The sequence below is a fragment of the Xanthomonas sp. F1 genome (assembly GCF_014199855.1).
In genome coordinates, this window is the sequence record NZ_JACHOK010000004.1 from 344,434 (window position 1) to 360,333 (window position 15,900).

Genomic DNA, 15,900 nt, shown 5'->3' on the forward strand with positions numbered 1-15,900 from the left:
GCGTGCGTTGCAGCGCATGCAGCAATGCGCGCCGCCGCGGCCGACCTCCAGCGCGGAGCTAGGATAGGGAGCGCTGGTTAAGGCTTCGTGGGGACGGCCGCGGCGGGCTGCCGCAGTGCCGCCCGCGCACCCAAGGTGCATTTAGGTCTTGGCTGTGCCCTTCTGCCGAGATGCGCTGAAGCGCGCAGTGGACCAGAAACTGCTAACCCTGAAGGTGCATGCCGCCAGCGCAACAACAGAACCTACTCGGTACGCGGCGCCTCGTAATTCTGGCCAGACTGCAGCGTCGTCACGTAGGGACCGTTCCAGTCGCGGTCGAAAATGCGCGTCAGCGTCTCGGCCGGGCCCTTGCCCTTGACGAACACCGAGGCGTCCACGGCGGTATTGAAGTAGCTCCATTCCCAGTTGCCGGTGCCGATCACGCTGCTGCGGTCGTCGGCCACCGCGTACTTGGCATGCTCGACCCGCGCGTAGGGAATGAAACCCTGCGGCGCCGGCGGCAGGCGGCTGAACTTCACCGCGATGTTCGGCAGCGCGGCCAAGCTCTTCAGATACCCCTGCATCGGTTCGCGCAGCGCCCAGTCGGCGACGATGATATGCACCTGCACGCCGCGTGCGGCCGCATCGCGGATCGCGCTGTCGACCGGCGCCCACCAGCCCTTGGGCCCGAAGCTGCGGATCGCCGAGAGCGTCATCACCTGGATGCGCAGCGCATGCTGGCTGGAGCGGATCATGTCGACCAGCGCCGGCTCCTCGGCGGTGACCCAGGCCGGCTGCAACGCCGGCGGGCTGAAAGCGGGGAAGGCGATCAGCGGCGCATCGCTGCCGGCGTCCAGCAGCACCGGATCGGTGGCGGTGGCCGGGGCGAAGTCCGGCGGCTGCACCCCGCGCGCCTGCGCCTTGGCCAGATCGCCTTCGTCGGCCAGGCGCCAGCTGTAATCGAAACTGGCGGCGAAGGTCTTGGCGAAACGTGCGTCATCGATGCGCGCACCGATCTCGTGGATCTGCTCCAGCGCCCGCCAGTCCCAGTTCTGGCTGCCGACGAACACGCTGGCGTCGTCGACGATCATGTACTTGGCGTGCAGCACGCCGCCGGTCAGCGTATCGACCGGCAGCACCCGCACGGTGATGCCCGGCACCTTGCCCAGCCAGGCGACGCTGTCCGGGTTCTTGGCCAGGAAGGTGTGGTCGACCAGCAAGTGCACCGCCACGCCGGCACGCGCGCGTGCGGCCAGTGCGCCCAGCACCGGGGTCAGGCCGGTGCCGGGTTTCTCGGAGATATAGAACGCCGCGATGTCGATGCGCTGCCTGGCCCCGTTGATCATCGCCAGCCAGGTCTGCTGGGTGCGCGGCACGCCGGGTTCGCCGTAGACGCTGGCCTCGGGCACGCTCTCGACGATCTGGAACTGCGAGGGCTGCGTCCGGGCGTCGGCACCGACTGCTGCCGACAGCAGCAGGCACGCCATGGCGGCGGACAGGAAACGGCGCGCGGGATACGCGCTGGCGATGAAAGAGAGAGGCACGTTGGGTGTCCTTGCGGGAGCTTGGGAGATGGATGCCAGGCGGCGATGCGCGTGCATGCTACCGGCAGCTGTCATAGCTTGGCAGCCTGCTTTGCAGCGCACATGTCAGTGAGGTGCCTCAATACCGACGGGTTCCGGATCGGTTGGCGCGGTCGTGTCCAGGCATGTCAGCGCATCAGGGTAGAGCGCGCCGCCGATGCGCGTGCCGGTTGCAGCCGACCTCCATCGCGGGGCGACTCACTGCACTCATTGGATCAGGGCGTCGCCATGCCGAGCCGCACTGCGGTCAGCACGCCCGGCCGTGCGGCGTTCGCAGAAGGACGCATCGCAGTCCAACGGCACCCGCGACCACGCCACGCCAGGCGAGAGGGTTCACGCGCGCCCGTCGGCGAATGCGACCTGTGCCTGCGCGAACCACTGCAGCACCTGCTGGCGATGCGGCTCGCCCCAGCAGCGTACGAACTGCTGGGTGTGATGGTCGGTGGGGTCGTTGAGCGCGGCAATGCGCTGCGCGATGTAGGCGAGATCCAGACGCAAGCCGCAGTCGACTTCGATGCAGTGGCGCCAGGCGGTGTAGCTGTCGGGAATGATGGAAGAAGCCATGAAGGTCCTTGAAGTTCGGCGCCCGGCCCGGCCTATGCCCGCCGTGCGATGCGCGTCGATCGTGGCCGCAGGCGAACCGCGGCTGACTGACGGCAGCGCCAGGCTTGCAACCGCGCTCGATAGTTCACTAATGTTATAGTGTAACTCAACCGATGCGCTGCATATGCGACCTGGCATTCCCCTGATCCTGTTGCTCCTCTCCGCCAGTTCGCCAGCCATCGCTGCGATCCGCCACCACGGCCCGCACGTGCACGGCCAGGCTAACCTGGAGGTCGCCGTCGACGGCACGGCCGTGGACGTGCAACTCAGCGCGCCCGGTATCGGCATCCTCGATTTCGAACACCCGACGCGTGATGCCGGCGAGCGCCAGCGGCTGGAGGCCGCGGTCGCGACCCTTCGCGGTGCCGACTGGCTGCATTTCCCGGTCGCGGCGGCCTGTTCGCTGCGCAGTGCGCAGGTCACCACCGAGGGCTACGACGTGGCGATGGCCGATCCGGACGAGCCCGGCCACAGCCATGCCGAATTCCACGCCCATTACGCGTTCAACTGCGCGCAGCCGGCGCGGCTCGACCACCTGCAGGTGCTATTGCCGCAACGTTTCCCCGGACTGCACACGGCGGTGGTGGATGTCGCCACCGCGGCCGGCCAGGGCCGCACCGAGGTGGTGCCCGGGCAGACCCGGGTGAAGCTGCCGCAATGAACCAGCAGCCCGTCGTCGAACTGACCGAAGTGCGCTTCGGCTATCCCGGCGCCGCCGCACCGGTGCTGGACATCGCATCGTTTGCGCTGCCGCGCGGGCAACAGCTGTTGCTGCGCGGCGCCAGCGGATCGGGCAAGAGCACCTTGCTGGCGTTGATCGCCGGCGTGCTGCAGCCCACGGCCGGTTGCGTGCGAGTGGCCGGGCAGGACCTGGTGGCCTTACGCAAGGCCGCACGCGACCGCTTCCGCGCCGACCACTGCGGCGTGGTGTTCCAGCAGTTCAACCTGCTGCCGTTCCTGAGCACCCGCGACAACATCGCACTCGGTCTGCAGTTCTCGGCGCGCCGCGGTCGATTGGCGCAGGGCACGCAGGCGCTGGACACCGAGATCGAGCGGCTGATGGTCGCGCTGGGCCTGGACGTGGCGGCGTTGTGGTCGCGACCGGCTGCCCGCCTCAGCGTCGGCCAGCAGCAACGCGTGGCCGCCGCGCGCGCGTTGATCGCACGGCCGCCGCTGCTGCTCGCCGACGAACCCACCTCCGCGCTCGATCCGGTCGCGGCGCAGGCCTTCCTGCAGTTGCTGTTCGCCGAGTGCCGGCAGGGCGGTACCAGTTCGATCGTGGTCAGCCACGATCCGTCGATCGCAACGCTGTTCGACGCCCAGGCAGACTTGGCCACGCTCAACCGCGCCAGCGCAGGAGGTGCACGATGACCTTGTTCAAGCTGGCCCTGGCCAGCCTGCGCAGCCGTCGCCTGGGCGTGGCGTTGACCGTGTTGGTGATTACTCTGAGCGTGACCCTGCTGCTGGGCGTGGAGCGGATCCGCACCCAGGCGCACGAAGGCTTCGCCAGCACCGTGTCGGGCACCGACCTGATCGTCGGCGCGCGCTCGGGCCCGGTCAACCTGTTGCTGTACTCGGTGTTCCACATCGGCGATGCCACCAACAACGTGTCGTGGAAGAGCTACCAGGACTTGAGCGCGATGCCCGAGGTCAAGTGGGCGGTGCCGCTGTCGCTGGGCGATTCCTACCGCGGCTACCGCGTGGTCGGCACCAGCACCGGATTCTTCGAGCATTATCACTACGGCGCCAAGCATCCCCTGGCGTTCGCGCAGGGCAGGGCATTCGACGACCTCTACGATGCGGTGATCGGCGCCGACGTCGCCGCCGCGCTCGGCCGCCACCTCGGCGACGAGATCGTGCTGACCCACGGCACCGGACGCATCAGCCTGGCCAACCATGCCGACAAGCCGTTCCGGATCGTCGGCATCCTGCGCCGCACCGGCACGCCGGTGGACTCCAGCGTGCTGGTCTCGCTGCAGGCGATCGAAGCGATCCATATCGACTGGCATTCCGGCGTGCGCCTGCCGGGCCAGCACGTCAGCGCCGCACAGGCGCGGGCGATGGACCTAACCCCGAACACCATCACCGCCTTCATGCTCGGCCTGAAGACCCGCATCGCCACCTTCTCGGTGCAGCGGCGGATCAACGAGTACCCGGAGGAAGCGATGCTGGCGATCATGCCGGGCGTCACCCTGCAGCAGCTGTGGGGCACGCTGGGCACTGCGGAAGGCGCCCTGCGCATGATCGCCTCGCTGGTGGTGCTGCTTGGCCTGGTGTCGATGGTCGCGCTGCTGGTGGCCACGCTGCAGGAGCGCCGGCGCGAGATGGCGATCCTGCGCGCGGTCGGCGCACGGCCGCGCGACATCGCCTGGTTGCTGCTGTTCGAGGCCGGCCTGGTCACCGTGGTGTCGTGCGCGCTGGCACTGCTGGTGGTGACCGCTGCCAGCTGGTTCGCGCGCGGCTGGGTGCTCGACCATTTCGGCCTGGCGCTCAATCGCATCGCACCCAGCGCGACGGAGTGGGGCTGGCTCGGCTGCGTGCTGCTGGCCGGCGTGCTCGCCGGCATCGTACCGGCCCTGCTGGCCTATCGCCGCACCCTGGCCGATGGCCTGTCGCCTGAGCTGTGAGCATGACCCGCTGGATCCTTCCCTTGCTGGCGCTCGCGATGCTGTGCGGCTGCGGCCGGCAGCCGCAACCCGCCGCTCCGAAAAAAGTGCAGGCAACAGCGGCGTCGCAGCCAGCGCCGGCCAGCGACGCAGCGATCGACCCGCCACTGGGCGAACCCGACGCCGACGGCTATCGCGAGCTGGACTGGAGCGCGATGCTGCCGCCGGCCGAACTGAAGGCCCTGGAAAACAGCGACGAAGCACCGGTCAATCACACCGGCAAGCGCGCGATGCCGCAGACCGGCACCTACAACACCGTGGCCGCCGTGCTGGCGCGCAAGGTGCGCCTGCCGGGCTACGTGGTGCCGCTGGACAGCGACGACGCCGGCCGCGTGCGCGAGTTCCTGTTCGTGCCGTACTACGGCGCCTGCATCCACGTGCCGCCGCCGCCGCCGAACCAGATCGTGCATGTGCGCCTGGACACCCCGATCGACCCGCCCGACATGTACAGCCCGTTCTACCTGACCGGGCAACTGCGCGCGGAAACCCTCCACGGCGAACTCGCCGGCACCGCCTACACGATGGAGCAGGCGCACCTGCATCCCTATGAAAAAGGCTGATCGCCATTTCCCGCTGGTTGCGATGCTATTTCTGCTGGCGGCTTGCCACGGCGACGGCGGGCAGGCCGGCACCACGTCGACATCAGCACGCGCTGCGACGCATGCGCCCGCCCACACGACCGCAGCCGCCGACGCTGTCCCGGACACTGTCGAACGCTGGGAACAACTGGCGCCGGCCAACGACATCTACCAGCGCCCGCCGCCGCGTATCAGCACGGCCTGGCGCGGCGACGCCGCAGTGATGGACCAGGCGGCGCCCGTCGACGATGGCCCGTCCGTAGTCAACGGCATGCCGATCGACCATTCCGGCACCCAGCGCGCCGCGCAGTTCGGTTCGTCGCAAGTGGTGAAGGGCCTGGAAGGCAAGCGCTTCGCCCTGGACGGCTACGTGGTGCCGCTGGAAAGCGACGACCAGGGCAAGGTCAGCGAACTGCTGTTCGTGCCGTTCTATGGCGCCTGCATCCACGTGCCACCGCCGCCACCGAACCAGATCCTGCACGTGGTGCTGCGCACCCCGATCGACGTACCGGAGCTGTGGGACCCGTTCCACCTGCAGGGGCGGCTGCATCTGGCCGACTTCAAGGCCGATATCGCCAATGCCACCTACGAGGCGGAGGACGCCACGATCGCTCCGGTGCACGGCTGAGTGCGTGGCTCGATGCGCCTGAAGTCGCCGATGCTTTTGGCGATCGCGATCGCCGCCTGTGGGGTCGTCGCTGCCGGCGGCGTGCTGTTGGCATTGCGCACGCAGGGGCACGTGGCGCCGAAAACGCATGCTGCTGCGACTACGGCGATCCACCCGCCAACTGTGCCCGCATTTCATGTCGCGGCATTGTCCGACGATGCAGCCGACAAGCGCATCACCACACTGCTGCAAAGCGACGCCGCATTCGCGCGCGACGCCACGTTCCTGATCGTAGCCAGCGTCCGCGAACGCTGCGCCCCGGCCCATGCGGGCGAACTAGCGATGATGGCCAACCGCGCGCGCCTGCCGGTGCTGGCCGCGACGTCAGAGGTAACGGCACGCGAACCCGACCTGGACCATCCGATCTACCAGGCGATCCAGCGCATCGCCGCCGCGGCGCCATGCGGCCGCACGCTCGACCTCACGGCGACCGGCCTGCCGCTGCAACTGGACCCGGAACGCTACGCGGCCGCGTTCCCCGACAGCTATTACCAACCGACGCTGGACACCGTGCCGCACGAATACGCCGGCCAACCGCTGGGCACCCGCGCCACGCAGGAATGCCAGTCCATCGCCTACGCTGTGTTACCGCTTGGGCGGGATGGCTGGCAGTGCAGGGCGCTCTGGTCCGGCATGCGCCCGCGGATCATCAGGGCCTGCGAGCAGGCCCGTAGCGAGGGCGGACAGGGGCCTGATGACGCGATTCCGCCGGAGGTCGCGAACCGGCTGACGCCAGTGGTGGCGGGTTTGCTGGAGAAGTTGCCGGAATCCTGCCGCTGAGTACGCGCATGTGCTCTTGCACGGCGAAAGCTAACTGCTGCGAAATGCAGGAGTTGGCCAAGACAGAAGTCCACCGAGCAGCTGATTAGGGCGGTTCCGATGCCACGTTGTCGCGTTGAGCCTTACGTTGACGTGCCCCCGAACCCTTGCAACCGCACCTGGATGAACTCCAGCAACGCCCGAACCCGCGCAGTGACCGAATGACGGTGACTGTAGGCGCCAAGCAATTGCAGCGGCGCAGGGCTTAGATCCAGCGGCACCTCCTGCAACCGGCCCGCGGCAAGATCGTCCTGGCATGGGTAGGCCGCAACGATCGCGAAGCCAAGGCCCTGGCGCGCGCCCGCCACCGCCAACTCCCCGCTGTTGACGCGGTAGCGGCTGCGCACAGGCACCTTCACGATCTCGCCCGCAGGATCAAGAAACTGCCAGGGCTGCCCCTTCAGGGCGCTCACGGTGGTGATGCAAGGCAAGGACTTGAGTTCGCGCACGTGGCGCGGCATTCCGGTTTGGGCCAACAGCGCGGGGGACGCGACCACGATGCTGGGCAATGTCGCCAGTTCGCGGGTAATGAACGCACTGTCATCCTGACGCCCGCGGTGGAAGACGATGGAGAGGTCCATGTCCTCGCGTAACACTTCCAGGCCGGTCAGGCGCGTGTCGCATTCCAACTCAATGCCAGGATGAAGACTGCAGAATTCGGCAAGGATAGGCGCGAGCAGCCTGGGCGCCTCGTTGGGCATGCACATCCTGAGAGGCCCCTTCAATTCGCCTTGCACTGCACCGAGCTCTTCCTCCGTGGAAAGCAGGGCGTCGAGGACTGGTTTGGCACGCTCGTAAACGAGCCTGCCGGCTTCCGTCATGCGCAGATGGCGCGTGCTGCGTTCCAGTAGGCGCACGCCCAACCTGCGCTCAAGCGCCGCGACGTGACGGCTAACGTTCGACGACGGCAGGGCCAGCAGGCGCCCAGCGCCGGAAAAGCTCTGCTCGTCGACGACGGCCACGTAAACGCGGACTGCATTCAGGTCGAGCTTGTTGCGCACCGTTATCCCATCTGAGATATGAAAGCTCGCCATTTTTGCACGCTAGCTTGCGTAATTGGTGGGGATCAAGATGCACTCCCGTCCAACGGCTGCCCTTCAATGGCACGCCTGGACCTAGTGAATCGGGATGCATCGGCATGGAGATCGGAATACTGGGTGGCGGCATCGCAGGCTTGAGCGTGGCTCTCGCGTTGCATAAGCAGGGGCACACCGTCTGCGTCTATGAACGTCGGAACGGGCCGGCCACCATGGGCGCTGGCGTGACGCTTTGGCCCAACGCTGGCTTTGTGCTCCAGGAACTCGGGTTGTTGGAGGATGTCGGGGCGGTGGGCGGTCGGCCGTTGTCGGTACGCCGCAAAGACGCAGCGGGTAATGCGCTGGGAGGCCTGGACATCACGCTGCTGGACCGACTCATGGGCTACCCGACCCATACGATCCTGCGCCGCGACTTGCAGGCGGTACTGCTGGACCACGTGGCACGCGCGGGTATCCAAGTGGAGTTCGGGCATCGCGCAGTAGCGATTGACTTGGATGCCAGCGGCAAGGCCGTGGCGCGGTTCGAGAACGGGAAGCGTATCCGCCCGGACCTGCTTATCGGCGCGGATGGGCGCATGAACTCGGTGGCGCGCAGGTTCATCGCAGGGGACAACACGCCCATTTACCAGGGCTTTGTGAACTGGATCGGCGTTGCACAGGGAAGTGGCGCGTTGCTGAGCGACCTCGCAATTCAGGACTACTGGGGGTCTGGCGATCGTTTCGGTTGCGTCCCGATCCGGACAGATCTGGTGTACTGGGCCGCCGCGCAGGCGCGGCCATTGCCTGAGGCGACGCCAGCAGCGGAGATGCGCAAGGACGTGATGGATCTGTTTGCAGGATGGCCCGAACCTGTCACCCGCCTCATCGAAGCCACGCCGGCGTACTCCATCCAAATGATCGCCGTGCACGACGTGGAGCCGCTGCGCACCTGGAGCCGAGCAAATGTGCTGCTCGTCGGCGATGCGGCGCACGCGCCACTGCCGACCTCGGGCCAGGGCGCCTGTCAGGCCTTGGAAGACGCCTGGCATTTGGCGCGGTGCCTCGAAGAGGCCGGCGGTGCGCTGGATCAAGCATTGCCGCGTTTTGCCACAATCCGCGGACCCAAGACCACAAAGCTGGCAGAGCAGGGCAGAATGTTCGCGCGCGGCCTTTTCGCCCAAGACCCCGAAACCTGCCGTCTTCGCAATGAGCGCGCCAGGGCGTCCGATCCAGTGCGTGACGCTCAAGCCATGGCGGCAGGATGGTCGCAGGGGTTGCCGATCGCCGACTGCATTGACGGGACGCCGGCGAACGGTGTTGGCAGCCTGTATCGCCTCTGACAGACAATCCCGATCAGAATGTCCTGTGGTATCTCCCGCCAGAAGCATTCCACAGGATCCGAAGATCCACTTCCCTTAGATGAAGAGCCGTAAAGCGGGACTCGCCAACTCGGGTTCTAGGCTCGGCTTACGCCGACATCCTGAAAAGCTCTCTTTTTGGTCGAGAACAAGCGCACCTGGGAAGCGATTAGGGATGTTTATTGGGGGTATGAGGCGACTTAGAGTCCCATCGAAAGAACCAAGGGCATATTTCAATCGTCTGAATCCTGGCGCTACAATTTGCGATAAGGATGGGAGTGATCCTGGCCGGGTAAGGTATATCTTGGATACTCAACAGTTGGCTGGGCACGAACTGCTCCGAGTACGATTTGAGGGAAAGAACTCACCGATGGCGTGGTAAAAACTATCCGAACTCACTCCCGGGCACCAGCCGCATGAAGATCCCTACCGACCTGATAGGCGCCCTCACCAGCCCAACCGCCAGCCTTACAAAGGATTTGGCCTCGGCAGTATGGGAAGCGGCGCTAGACGAGAACGTACTAGGCAAGGTACCTGTGGTCTCCGTTGTGCTTGCTGTAAGTCAGGGAGCGGCGGCGGTAAGTGATCGCTTGTACGCCGCAAAGGTCGTCCGGTTCCTGATCGGCGTTGAGAACCTATCGGCCAGCGAACGCGCTCGGGTCGTCGACGAACTCGCCGGAACAGAAACAAAGCGAGAGCGGTTAGGCGAGTTGCTGCTGGACAAGCTTGACCGTGCGGACCCACTACACAAACCAAAAATGCTGGCCGATCTGTTCGTCGCCGTTGGAAGACGCAAGATTCCGGCGTCAGACTTTGATCGACTTTCAGACATGGTGCTCAGCGTATTCCTCGGCGACCTGAGGGATCTCGCGGAGAGGGGAAACGTTGAGGATGTCACTGAAAGCCGCCGCTTCTCACTTCAAGCCTCCGGCTTCCTGGCGTGGGAGGTTGAGGACGTGTACGCAGGTGGCGGCGCAAGCCTGAAATGGTCAATCACCGCGGACGGCGGCACCATTTTAGCTCACTGCCCGCTAGGCAACGATTGAGCGTCTGGCCCTGGCGTGTGCGTACTCGTCTTTCCGCCGCGCCCCTTGAGCAGGATGCACGCTACTTGCGGCTCCGCGAAATCGCACGCAGACGCGGTTAATGTCGGAGCAAGTTGTCCACTTCGATCAGTTGGCACTGGCGACCGGTTATGGCCGAAAGCGAGCTTCGCCCATCGGATGGGGCAGGGGACTTTTAGTACTAGGGAGATTTATCGGGGGTAGACAGTTCTGCACCCAAAGCGGCTATCCTGTGCCCGACGTCCGAGCCAGGTTGGCCTGCCGAACGGCCTTGGGATGAGCTAATTTCCCTGGGAGCGCACATTACAATTGGAACGTCATTGCGGGCTATTTGGTGGAGAGGATTAGGTTGAAGGAGACGGATGCGCCACAGTCACTCTTGGGCCGCTTCTGGCTACCCACCCACGGTGAAGACACCGCGGTTTCCGGCGTACTGGACTTCAATGATGCCGGTGCCACGGTGCGCCTTGAGGGCGCATTGACTCCAACCGGTTTGCTGGCCAATGCCATCGTTTTCGCAAGGCTCCAGGGCAGGCACGAGAAGGCAACGTTGTTCAACTGCTTCGCATCCGCCCGTAAGAGGGGCGACGGAACCGTGGTGTCCTCCAAGATCGAATCCACGCGCATAGCGTTGGGTTCGCTGCGCGAGGACCTGGGTGGCCGAGGCGTGCAGTTCCGATTGCCAGGTAGCCCGGCATGGTTTCATGAGCAGTGCTTCTACGCCGATATCGGGGACCAGTCTGAGGCGGTCGTACGCTTCAAGGCTTTCGAGTCGGCGCATTATCCCTTGTCGGACGAACTCACTCTTGAAAGGTTCTATTCGGCCACGGTGCCGTTTGGCAATTGGGGCTCGGAGCAGTTCCACGTAGACCGTCCGATGGGCTTTCGGATCGTCTCGTCTAGGCGGCTGGATTTCGACCGGCTATGGGCGATGATGCATCGTCTGCGCAGGTTTCTGGAGTTCCTGTCCCAGCAGCACCTTCCGCCTACGCACCTGATGGTCTTCGATGAAGCGGAGATCGAACGAGGCATTCCGGACCTTGAGGTCAGGCACTCATCGTTGCACGCCGTCAAGCCGAAGAAGTTCGAGTGGGACGACCAGCTGGTGCGGTTCGACGATATACAGGATCGTTTCCCGATCCTGCTAGTGCGCTGGTTCGAAGCACACCAAGCCTATCCCGAACCGTTCGACCGTTACTTCGCGGCCTTCGATCGCAGCAGGGAGGACGTCATCCTGCACTTTCTCTGGAATGTCGCGGCACTCGAGGAATTGCACAAGCTGCGGACCACGCGCGTGACCAAGAAGGAGTTCTCGCTGCTGGAGCGCCTCCGGGATATCAGCACACGATGGTCCGCGGCATTCAAGGCGAAGCCACCCGATGACATCCTGCGGCAGATCAAGGACAGCCGGCACTACTATGCCCACGCGGCTGGCGATCTCAGGCACAAGGCCGCCAAGGACTGGACTCTTCTGCGCTACGGTGATTTCGTCGCAGCCTTGTCGAATCTGGAGATTCTTTCGCTGCTCGGCCTGAGCGAAGAAGATGCGCTTCGGCTAGCAAACAATTATTGGATGAGTGAAACGCTCTCGTTGAACAAGTATCCAACACAGAGGACCGATCCATGATTCGCCGTCCGGGGCAATGCTCTGGAGACAACTATTTGCTTGGTGCTGTCTGATTAGCTGGTCAGCTTATTGGACATGGCGCATAAGCAAGAAATACCGGGGTTGGCGCAAGATGGGAACCATGCGCCGATGCGCCGGTATCGCATCCATCGGCTAGATGGACGCCGACTGCGTGCCTTGGCCTTATGCAGCCGGGGCGAGCAGGGTCCAAGGTTGCCCCGATCGGATATCAGGGTGGCGCGTTTCGGATTCGGGATAGCCGTAGTCGTCACGGATGCCGTCGATCAAGGCCAAGCATTTCCTGCAGCGCGAGGGTGGCCCGATCGAGCACCGGCTTGTCCGGGGTCGATCTCGCCGTGACGCCGGCCAGCTGGGTCTTGCTGTGCTCCAGGCGGTAGATGTAGCCCGCCCCGCCGATCCGGCGCAGATCGCGCAGGTCGGCGGCGGCGATCTCGCTGCGGCGGCGTCCACCACTGGCAAACCCGGAGCAGAGTAGGGCGCGATCCCGTATTCCTTCCAGGCTTTCGTCGCAGGTGGCCAGCAGGGCTTCCAGCTAGGGTAGGGTGATCGCCGGTCTTCTTGCGCGGACGCTCACCGCGTTTGACTACGGCTCGGGCGCGGCTGAGCACGGTGCGGACTCGATGCCGTAGCGCGCCGCATGCCAGCAAGCCCAAACGCTATACTCAATAAATGATAACAACACGCATTCGCAGCCTCTTGCGTCGGCTCGCTCCGCTTCTATCTGCGGGCCTCCTCGTTTGGGTCCCGGCCTACGCCGCAGACAGCAGCGCGACGGTCTCCCAAACGTGGCAGATGCTCGATTACCTGGCGACCGACTACGCCGGTGCCGTGGGTGCCGATGGTGCGGTGCGAAGCACCTCCGAATACGCGGAAATGCGCGAGTTTGCCGCGACCACGCGAGGACGCATCCAGGGGTTGCCGACGACCTCTGCCAAGCCCTTGTTGCGGTCGCAGGCGGACCAACTGGTCGCCGCAGTCGAGGCCAAGGCCATGCCGGCGGTGGTCGCCGCGCAAGCGCATGCCCTGGCGGACGGGCTCCTGGCGGCTTACCCGATACCGACTGCCCCGCCGCGCGCCCCGGACCTGGTCCGTGGGGCCGCGTTGTACCAAGCGCAATGCACGGCATGTCACGGCGCGACAGGTCACGGCGACGGACCGGCGGGTCTGCTGTTGAATCCGCGCCCGGTCGATTTCACCGATACGACCCGCGCCGACCAGCGCAGTCCCTTGTCGCTGTTCGAGGTGATCACCCAGGGTGTCGAAGGGACGCCGATGGCTGCCTATGGCCAACAGATGTCTGACGAAGACCGCTGGGCACTGGCGTATTACGTGGGAAGCCTCGCTTACCGAGATCACGCCGCGCTCGGCGAACGCTTGTGGCACACGGATCCGACTGCCCTTGCGCAAATCAGCGACTTGAAGGAGCTGTCGCAAACCCGTGTCGCCCAGCTCAGCGCTGCCGTGGAGCCCGCCAAGGCCCAGGCCCTTGTCGGTTACCTCCGCGCGCATCCGGACGCCTTGCAGCAGGCCCTGAGCGGGATCCCGCTGGCGCGTGGCCGGCTCGCGGCGAGCGAGCGCGCGTATCGCGCTGGCGATATCCGCGAAGCCGCGCAACTGGCGCTGTCGGCCTATCTGGATGGCGTGGAACCGGTGGAGCCGCACCTGAATGCCCGCGATGGCGCGCTGCGCAGCCAGATCGAAACCGCGATGGGCGCGTACCGTACGACGTTATCCGATCACCGGCCGGCAGCCGAGGTCGCCGCTCAGGCTCAGGCTCTGGATCGGCTGTTGGCCCGCGCCCAGGACCTCGTCGCCGATGCGACGTCCGACCCGGCGTCCACGTTCCTGGGCAGTTTCACCATCCTGGTCCGCGAGGGCCTGGAAGCCTTGCTCGTTGTCGTAGCGCTGCTGGCTTTCCTGCGCAAGGCCGGGCGTCCCCAGGCCGTGCGTTATGTGCATGCCGGTTGGGTGTTGGCCTTGGTCGCCGGTGGCCTGACGTGGGCTGCGGCGCGTTACGCCATCTCGATCAGCGGGGCAGGGCGTGAACTCACCGAAGGCCTTTCGTCGCTGTTCGCCGCCCTCGTCCTGCTGAGCGTGGGGCTGTGGATGCATCAGAAGAGTGTCGGTGGCCGCTGGCAGGCGTATCTCAAGGCGAAAATGACGGCGGCGCTCGATCGACGTTCGGCCTGGTTCCTGTTTGGCCTGGCCTTCCTTTCGGTGTATCGGGAGGTGTTCGAGACCATCCTGTTCTATGCCGCGCTGTGGAGCGAGGGCCAAGGCGGGTGGCTGCTGGGCGGCATGCTGGCTGGCGCGGCCGTCCTGGGGCTGATTGCCTGGGTGTTACTGCGGACCAGCCGGCGCCTACCGATCGGGCGGTTCTTCTCGGCAAGCTCCGCCCTGATGGCGGTGCTCGCCGTGGTGCTGACCGGCAAGGGCGTCGCGGCGCTGCAGGAAGCGGGATGGGCGGCGGTGTCCCTGGCACCGGTGCCGCATATCGAGTGGCTGGGCCTGTATCCCACCTGGCAGTCGCTGCTGGCCCAACTGGCCGTGATCGTTGTCTTGGTGGTCGGTTTTCTCATCAACACAGCGCGAGGGCGCGTGGCCGAACCGGCCGCGCACGCCTCGCCAGCCATTCAACCGAGGGAAGAGCGCTCATGAATGATTGCGGCTGCCGTGCCGAGGCGATGAACTATGTGATCAGGAGGCGCTGGAGATTGTTCGGGAGGCCCGTGAGGCGCGCGAGGCAACCGAAAAGCAGCCGAACTAAAGAAACTGACATGAAGACACCAACAACCACCAATACGGCCAATTTCGCATAATGTATCTTATGTAAGAGTCAAGGGCGTGCGAGGCAGGTGGCGGCGTGTTCGGCTGCCGCCACTGCTGAAAAATCCTTGCCTGTCAGTCTCTTGCACTTCGTCTTCCGCGGGTGATCGCCGGCTTGTCGATGGGTCGGGATTGTCAGTTGATGACGCTAATACATGCTTATGGTCAGGTTCCCTCGCTACGCGAGCGGTTCGTGATGTTCCTCCGTGCCATCGGTCGGTCGCCTGCCACGATTCGGGCGTACTCGGCGTGTGTGGATCGGTACTTGGCGGCCACCGCCGCGGCGGTGCCCGACAGCCGCATCGATCCGCTGCAGCGCTACGTCGCGCTGAGGCGCGATGTGCTGCGCCCGGCCTCGCTCAACATCGAGTTGAGCGCGCTCAAGGCGTGGTTTGCCTGGCTGCGACATGCTGACCCGGAGGCCTGGCAGCCCACGTCGTTCCCGCGGCGCCGGCGGCCGCCGGCACGGCCCGTGCGCGCTCTCAGCGACGGCGAAATGGGCATGCTGCTGGCCGCGCCCGACCTGACCACGTTTGTCGGCCTGCGCGACCACCTGATCATCGCCACGCTGTACCAGTGCGGCTTGCGGGCCGGCGAACTGGCCGCGCTGCAGATCGGCAGCGTGCGACTGGACGGGTTCCTGCTGATCCAGGGCGGCAAAGGCGGTCACGACCGCTACGTGCCCTACGGTGGCGCGTGGTACGGGTTGCTGGAGACCTACTTGCAGGGCCGCGCCGCGCTGCGCCCGGGGAAGCGCAACGCGCTGTTCCTGACGCGCCAGGGGCGACCGCTGCGCGATGCGCGATCGGTGTGGGTGATAGTCAACCGGTACGCACGGCGCGCCCTTGGGACAGGCTGTGGCTACGCGCGGCTGGAGGCGCACACCGGCGGCCGCCCCTGGCAAGGGCACTACCCGCACATGATCCGGGCCAGCTTCGCGACGGCGCTGTACGAACGCGGCGTCAACCTGGTGGCCATCGCGCAGATGTTGGGGCACGCGGATGTCGCCACCACGGCCTACTACCTGGGCGTTTCGATGGAACACCTGCGCCGCACTGCGGCGCTGCATCCGCGCGCTACACGCGACACCTGA

15 protein-coding genes and 1 pseudogene are annotated in these 15,900 nt (G+C 65.6%); 11 read left to right on the forward strand and 5 right to left on the reverse strand.

Translation table 11 applies throughout. The features are described from left to right. Positions 1-242 precede the first annotated feature (242 nt). Both GGR71_RS12210 and GGR71_RS12215 read right to left on the reverse strand, forming a co-directional pair. On the reverse strand, positions 243-1,523 hold the full coding sequence (locus GGR71_RS12210) for a phospholipase D-like domain-containing protein (RefSeq protein WP_343160825.1): 1,281 nt from the start codon (positions 1,521-1,523) through the stop codon (positions 243-245). A 372-nt stretch (positions 1,524-1,895) separates the two neighbouring features. Next, positions 1,896-2,126 (reverse strand): hypothetical protein, encoded by a 231-nt coding sequence (locus tag GGR71_RS12215; RefSeq protein ID WP_160960757.1) that lies wholly within the window; start codon positions 2,124-2,126, stop codon positions 1,896-1,898. A gap of 190 nt (positions 2,127-2,316) precedes the next feature. Between GGR71_RS12215 and GGR71_RS12220 the strand changes: the two genes are divergently transcribed. Genes GGR71_RS12220 through GGR71_RS12245 form a run of 6 tightly spaced genes read left to right on the forward strand, consistent with a single transcriptional unit; the run spans position 2,317 to position 6,856 of the window. Further along, positions 2,317-2,826, forward strand: coding sequence for a ZrgA family zinc uptake protein (locus GGR71_RS12220; protein WP_160960755.1), 510 nt, complete (start codon positions 2,317-2,319; stop codon positions 2,824-2,826). Continuing rightward, the gene (locus GGR71_RS12225) at positions 2,823-3,536 is read left to right on the forward strand and encodes an ABC transporter ATP-binding protein (protein WP_160960752.1); all 714 of its coding nucleotides are present in this window, start codon (positions 2,823-2,825) and stop codon (positions 3,534-3,536) included. The genes GGR71_RS12220 and GGR71_RS12225 overlap by 4 nt, the downstream gene beginning before the upstream one ends. Before the next feature lie 2 nt (positions 3,537-3,538). Further along, on the forward strand, positions 3,539-4,792 hold the full coding sequence (locus tag GGR71_RS12230) for an FtsX-like permease family protein (RefSeq protein WP_184452003.1): 1,254 nt from the start codon (positions 3,539-3,541) through the stop codon (positions 4,790-4,792). Between the two features lie 2 nt (positions 4,793-4,794). Continuing rightward, a complete protein-coding gene (locus tag GGR71_RS12235) occupies positions 4,795-5,391 on the forward strand; it encodes a DUF3299 domain-containing protein (protein ID WP_160960748.1) in 597 nt (198 codons plus the stop codon). A 22-nt stretch (positions 5,392-5,413) separates the two neighbouring features. Further along, positions 5,414-6,037 carry a DUF3299 domain-containing protein gene (locus tag GGR71_RS12240; RefSeq protein ID WP_237474394.1) on the forward strand — a complete coding sequence of 208 codons (624 nt, stop codon included), beginning with the start codon at positions 5,414-5,416 and terminating at the stop codon, positions 6,035-6,037. A gap of 30 nt (positions 6,038-6,067) precedes the next feature. Further along, a complete protein-coding gene (locus tag GGR71_RS12245; RefSeq protein WP_237474393.1) occupies positions 6,068-6,856 on the forward strand; it encodes a hypothetical protein in 789 nt (262 codons plus the stop codon). 122 nt (positions 6,857-6,978) lie between these two features. Here GGR71_RS12245 and GGR71_RS12250 read toward each other — a convergent pair whose 3' ends face one another. Then, positions 6,979-7,896, reverse strand: coding sequence for a LysR substrate-binding domain-containing protein (locus GGR71_RS12250; RefSeq protein ID WP_160960746.1), 918 nt, complete (start codon positions 7,894-7,896; stop codon positions 6,979-6,981). Between the two features lie 137 nt (positions 7,897-8,033). Between GGR71_RS12250 and GGR71_RS12255 the strand changes: the two genes are divergently transcribed. The 3 genes from GGR71_RS12255 (at position 8,034) to GGR71_RS12265 (ending at position 11,960) form a co-directional block, all read left to right on the forward strand. Further along, complete coding sequence (locus tag GGR71_RS12255; RefSeq protein ID WP_160960744.1) at positions 8,034-9,251, forward strand: FAD-dependent oxidoreductase; 1,218 nt, start codon at positions 8,034-8,036, stop codon at positions 9,249-9,251. A gap of 434 nt (positions 9,252-9,685) precedes the next feature. After that, entirely contained in the window at positions 9,686-10,315 is a 630-nt protein-coding gene (locus GGR71_RS12260) for a hypothetical protein (protein WP_160960742.1), read from the forward strand. A 367-nt stretch (positions 10,316-10,682) separates the two neighbouring features. Next, positions 10,683-11,960 carry an ApeA N-terminal domain 1-containing protein gene (locus GGR71_RS12265; protein ID WP_160960740.1) on the forward strand — a complete coding sequence of 426 codons (1,278 nt, stop codon included), beginning with the start codon at positions 10,683-10,685 and terminating at the stop codon, positions 11,958-11,960. Between the two features lie 183 nt (positions 11,961-12,143). Here GGR71_RS12265 and GGR71_RS21075 read toward each other — a convergent pair whose 3' ends face one another. Together GGR71_RS21075 and GGR71_RS21080 are read right to left on the reverse strand one after the other, a co-directional pair. Further along, on the reverse strand, positions 12,144-12,254 hold the full coding sequence (locus GGR71_RS21075) for a hypothetical protein (protein WP_456362619.1): 111 nt from the start codon (positions 12,252-12,254) through the stop codon (positions 12,144-12,146). Further along, positions 12,253-12,598, reverse strand: a pseudogene (locus tag GGR71_RS21080) (integrase); the annotation flags it as partial. The gene GGR71_RS21075 and the pseudogene GGR71_RS21080, both read right to left, overlap by 2 nt. Positions 12,599-12,773: 175 nt before the next feature. Here GGR71_RS21080 and GGR71_RS12275 point away from each other — a divergent pair. Next, on the forward strand, positions 12,774-14,639 hold the full coding sequence (locus tag GGR71_RS12275) for an FTR1 family protein (RefSeq protein WP_160960736.1): 1,866 nt from the start codon (positions 12,774-12,776) through the stop codon (positions 14,637-14,639). A gap of 271 nt (positions 14,640-14,910) precedes the next feature. Beyond that, positions 14,911-15,900: a tyrosine-type recombinase/integrase gene (locus tag GGR71_RS12280; RefSeq protein ID WP_160960734.1), complete on the forward strand. Its 990-nt coding sequence runs from the start codon at positions 14,911-14,913 to the stop codon at positions 15,898-15,900.

What these genes read in the sequence shown, in the direction of transcription:
- GGR71_RS12235 (WP_160960748.1), top strand. Translation starts at nt 4,795, where the DNA reads ATGACCCGCTGGATCCTTCCCTTGCTGGCGCTCGCGATGCTGTGCGGC.
- GGR71_RS12215 (WP_160960757.1), bottom strand. Translation starts at nt 2,126, where the DNA reads ATGGCTTCTTCCATCATTCCCGACAGCTACACCGCCTGGCGCCACTGC.
- GGR71_RS12275 (WP_160960736.1), top strand. Translation starts at nt 12,774, where the DNA reads ATGCTCGATTACCTGGCGACCGACTACGCCGGTGCCGTGGGTGCCGAT.
- GGR71_RS12255 (WP_160960744.1), top strand. Translation starts at nt 8,034, where the DNA reads ATGGAGATCGGAATACTGGGTGGCGGCATCGCAGGCTTGAGCGTGGCT.
- GGR71_RS12225 (WP_160960752.1), top strand. Translation starts at nt 2,823, where the DNA reads ATGAACCAGCAGCCCGTCGTCGAACTGACCGAAGTGCGCTTCGGCTAT.
- GGR71_RS12240 (WP_237474394.1), top strand. Translation starts at nt 5,414, where the DNA reads ATGCTATTTCTGCTGGCGGCTTGCCACGGCGACGGCGGGCAGGCCGGC.
- GGR71_RS12245 (WP_237474393.1), top strand. Translation starts at nt 6,068, where the DNA reads ATGCTTTTGGCGATCGCGATCGCCGCCTGTGGGGTCGTCGCTGCCGGC.
- GGR71_RS12260 (WP_160960742.1), top strand. Translation starts at nt 9,686, where the DNA reads ATGAAGATCCCTACCGACCTGATAGGCGCCCTCACCAGCCCAACCGCC.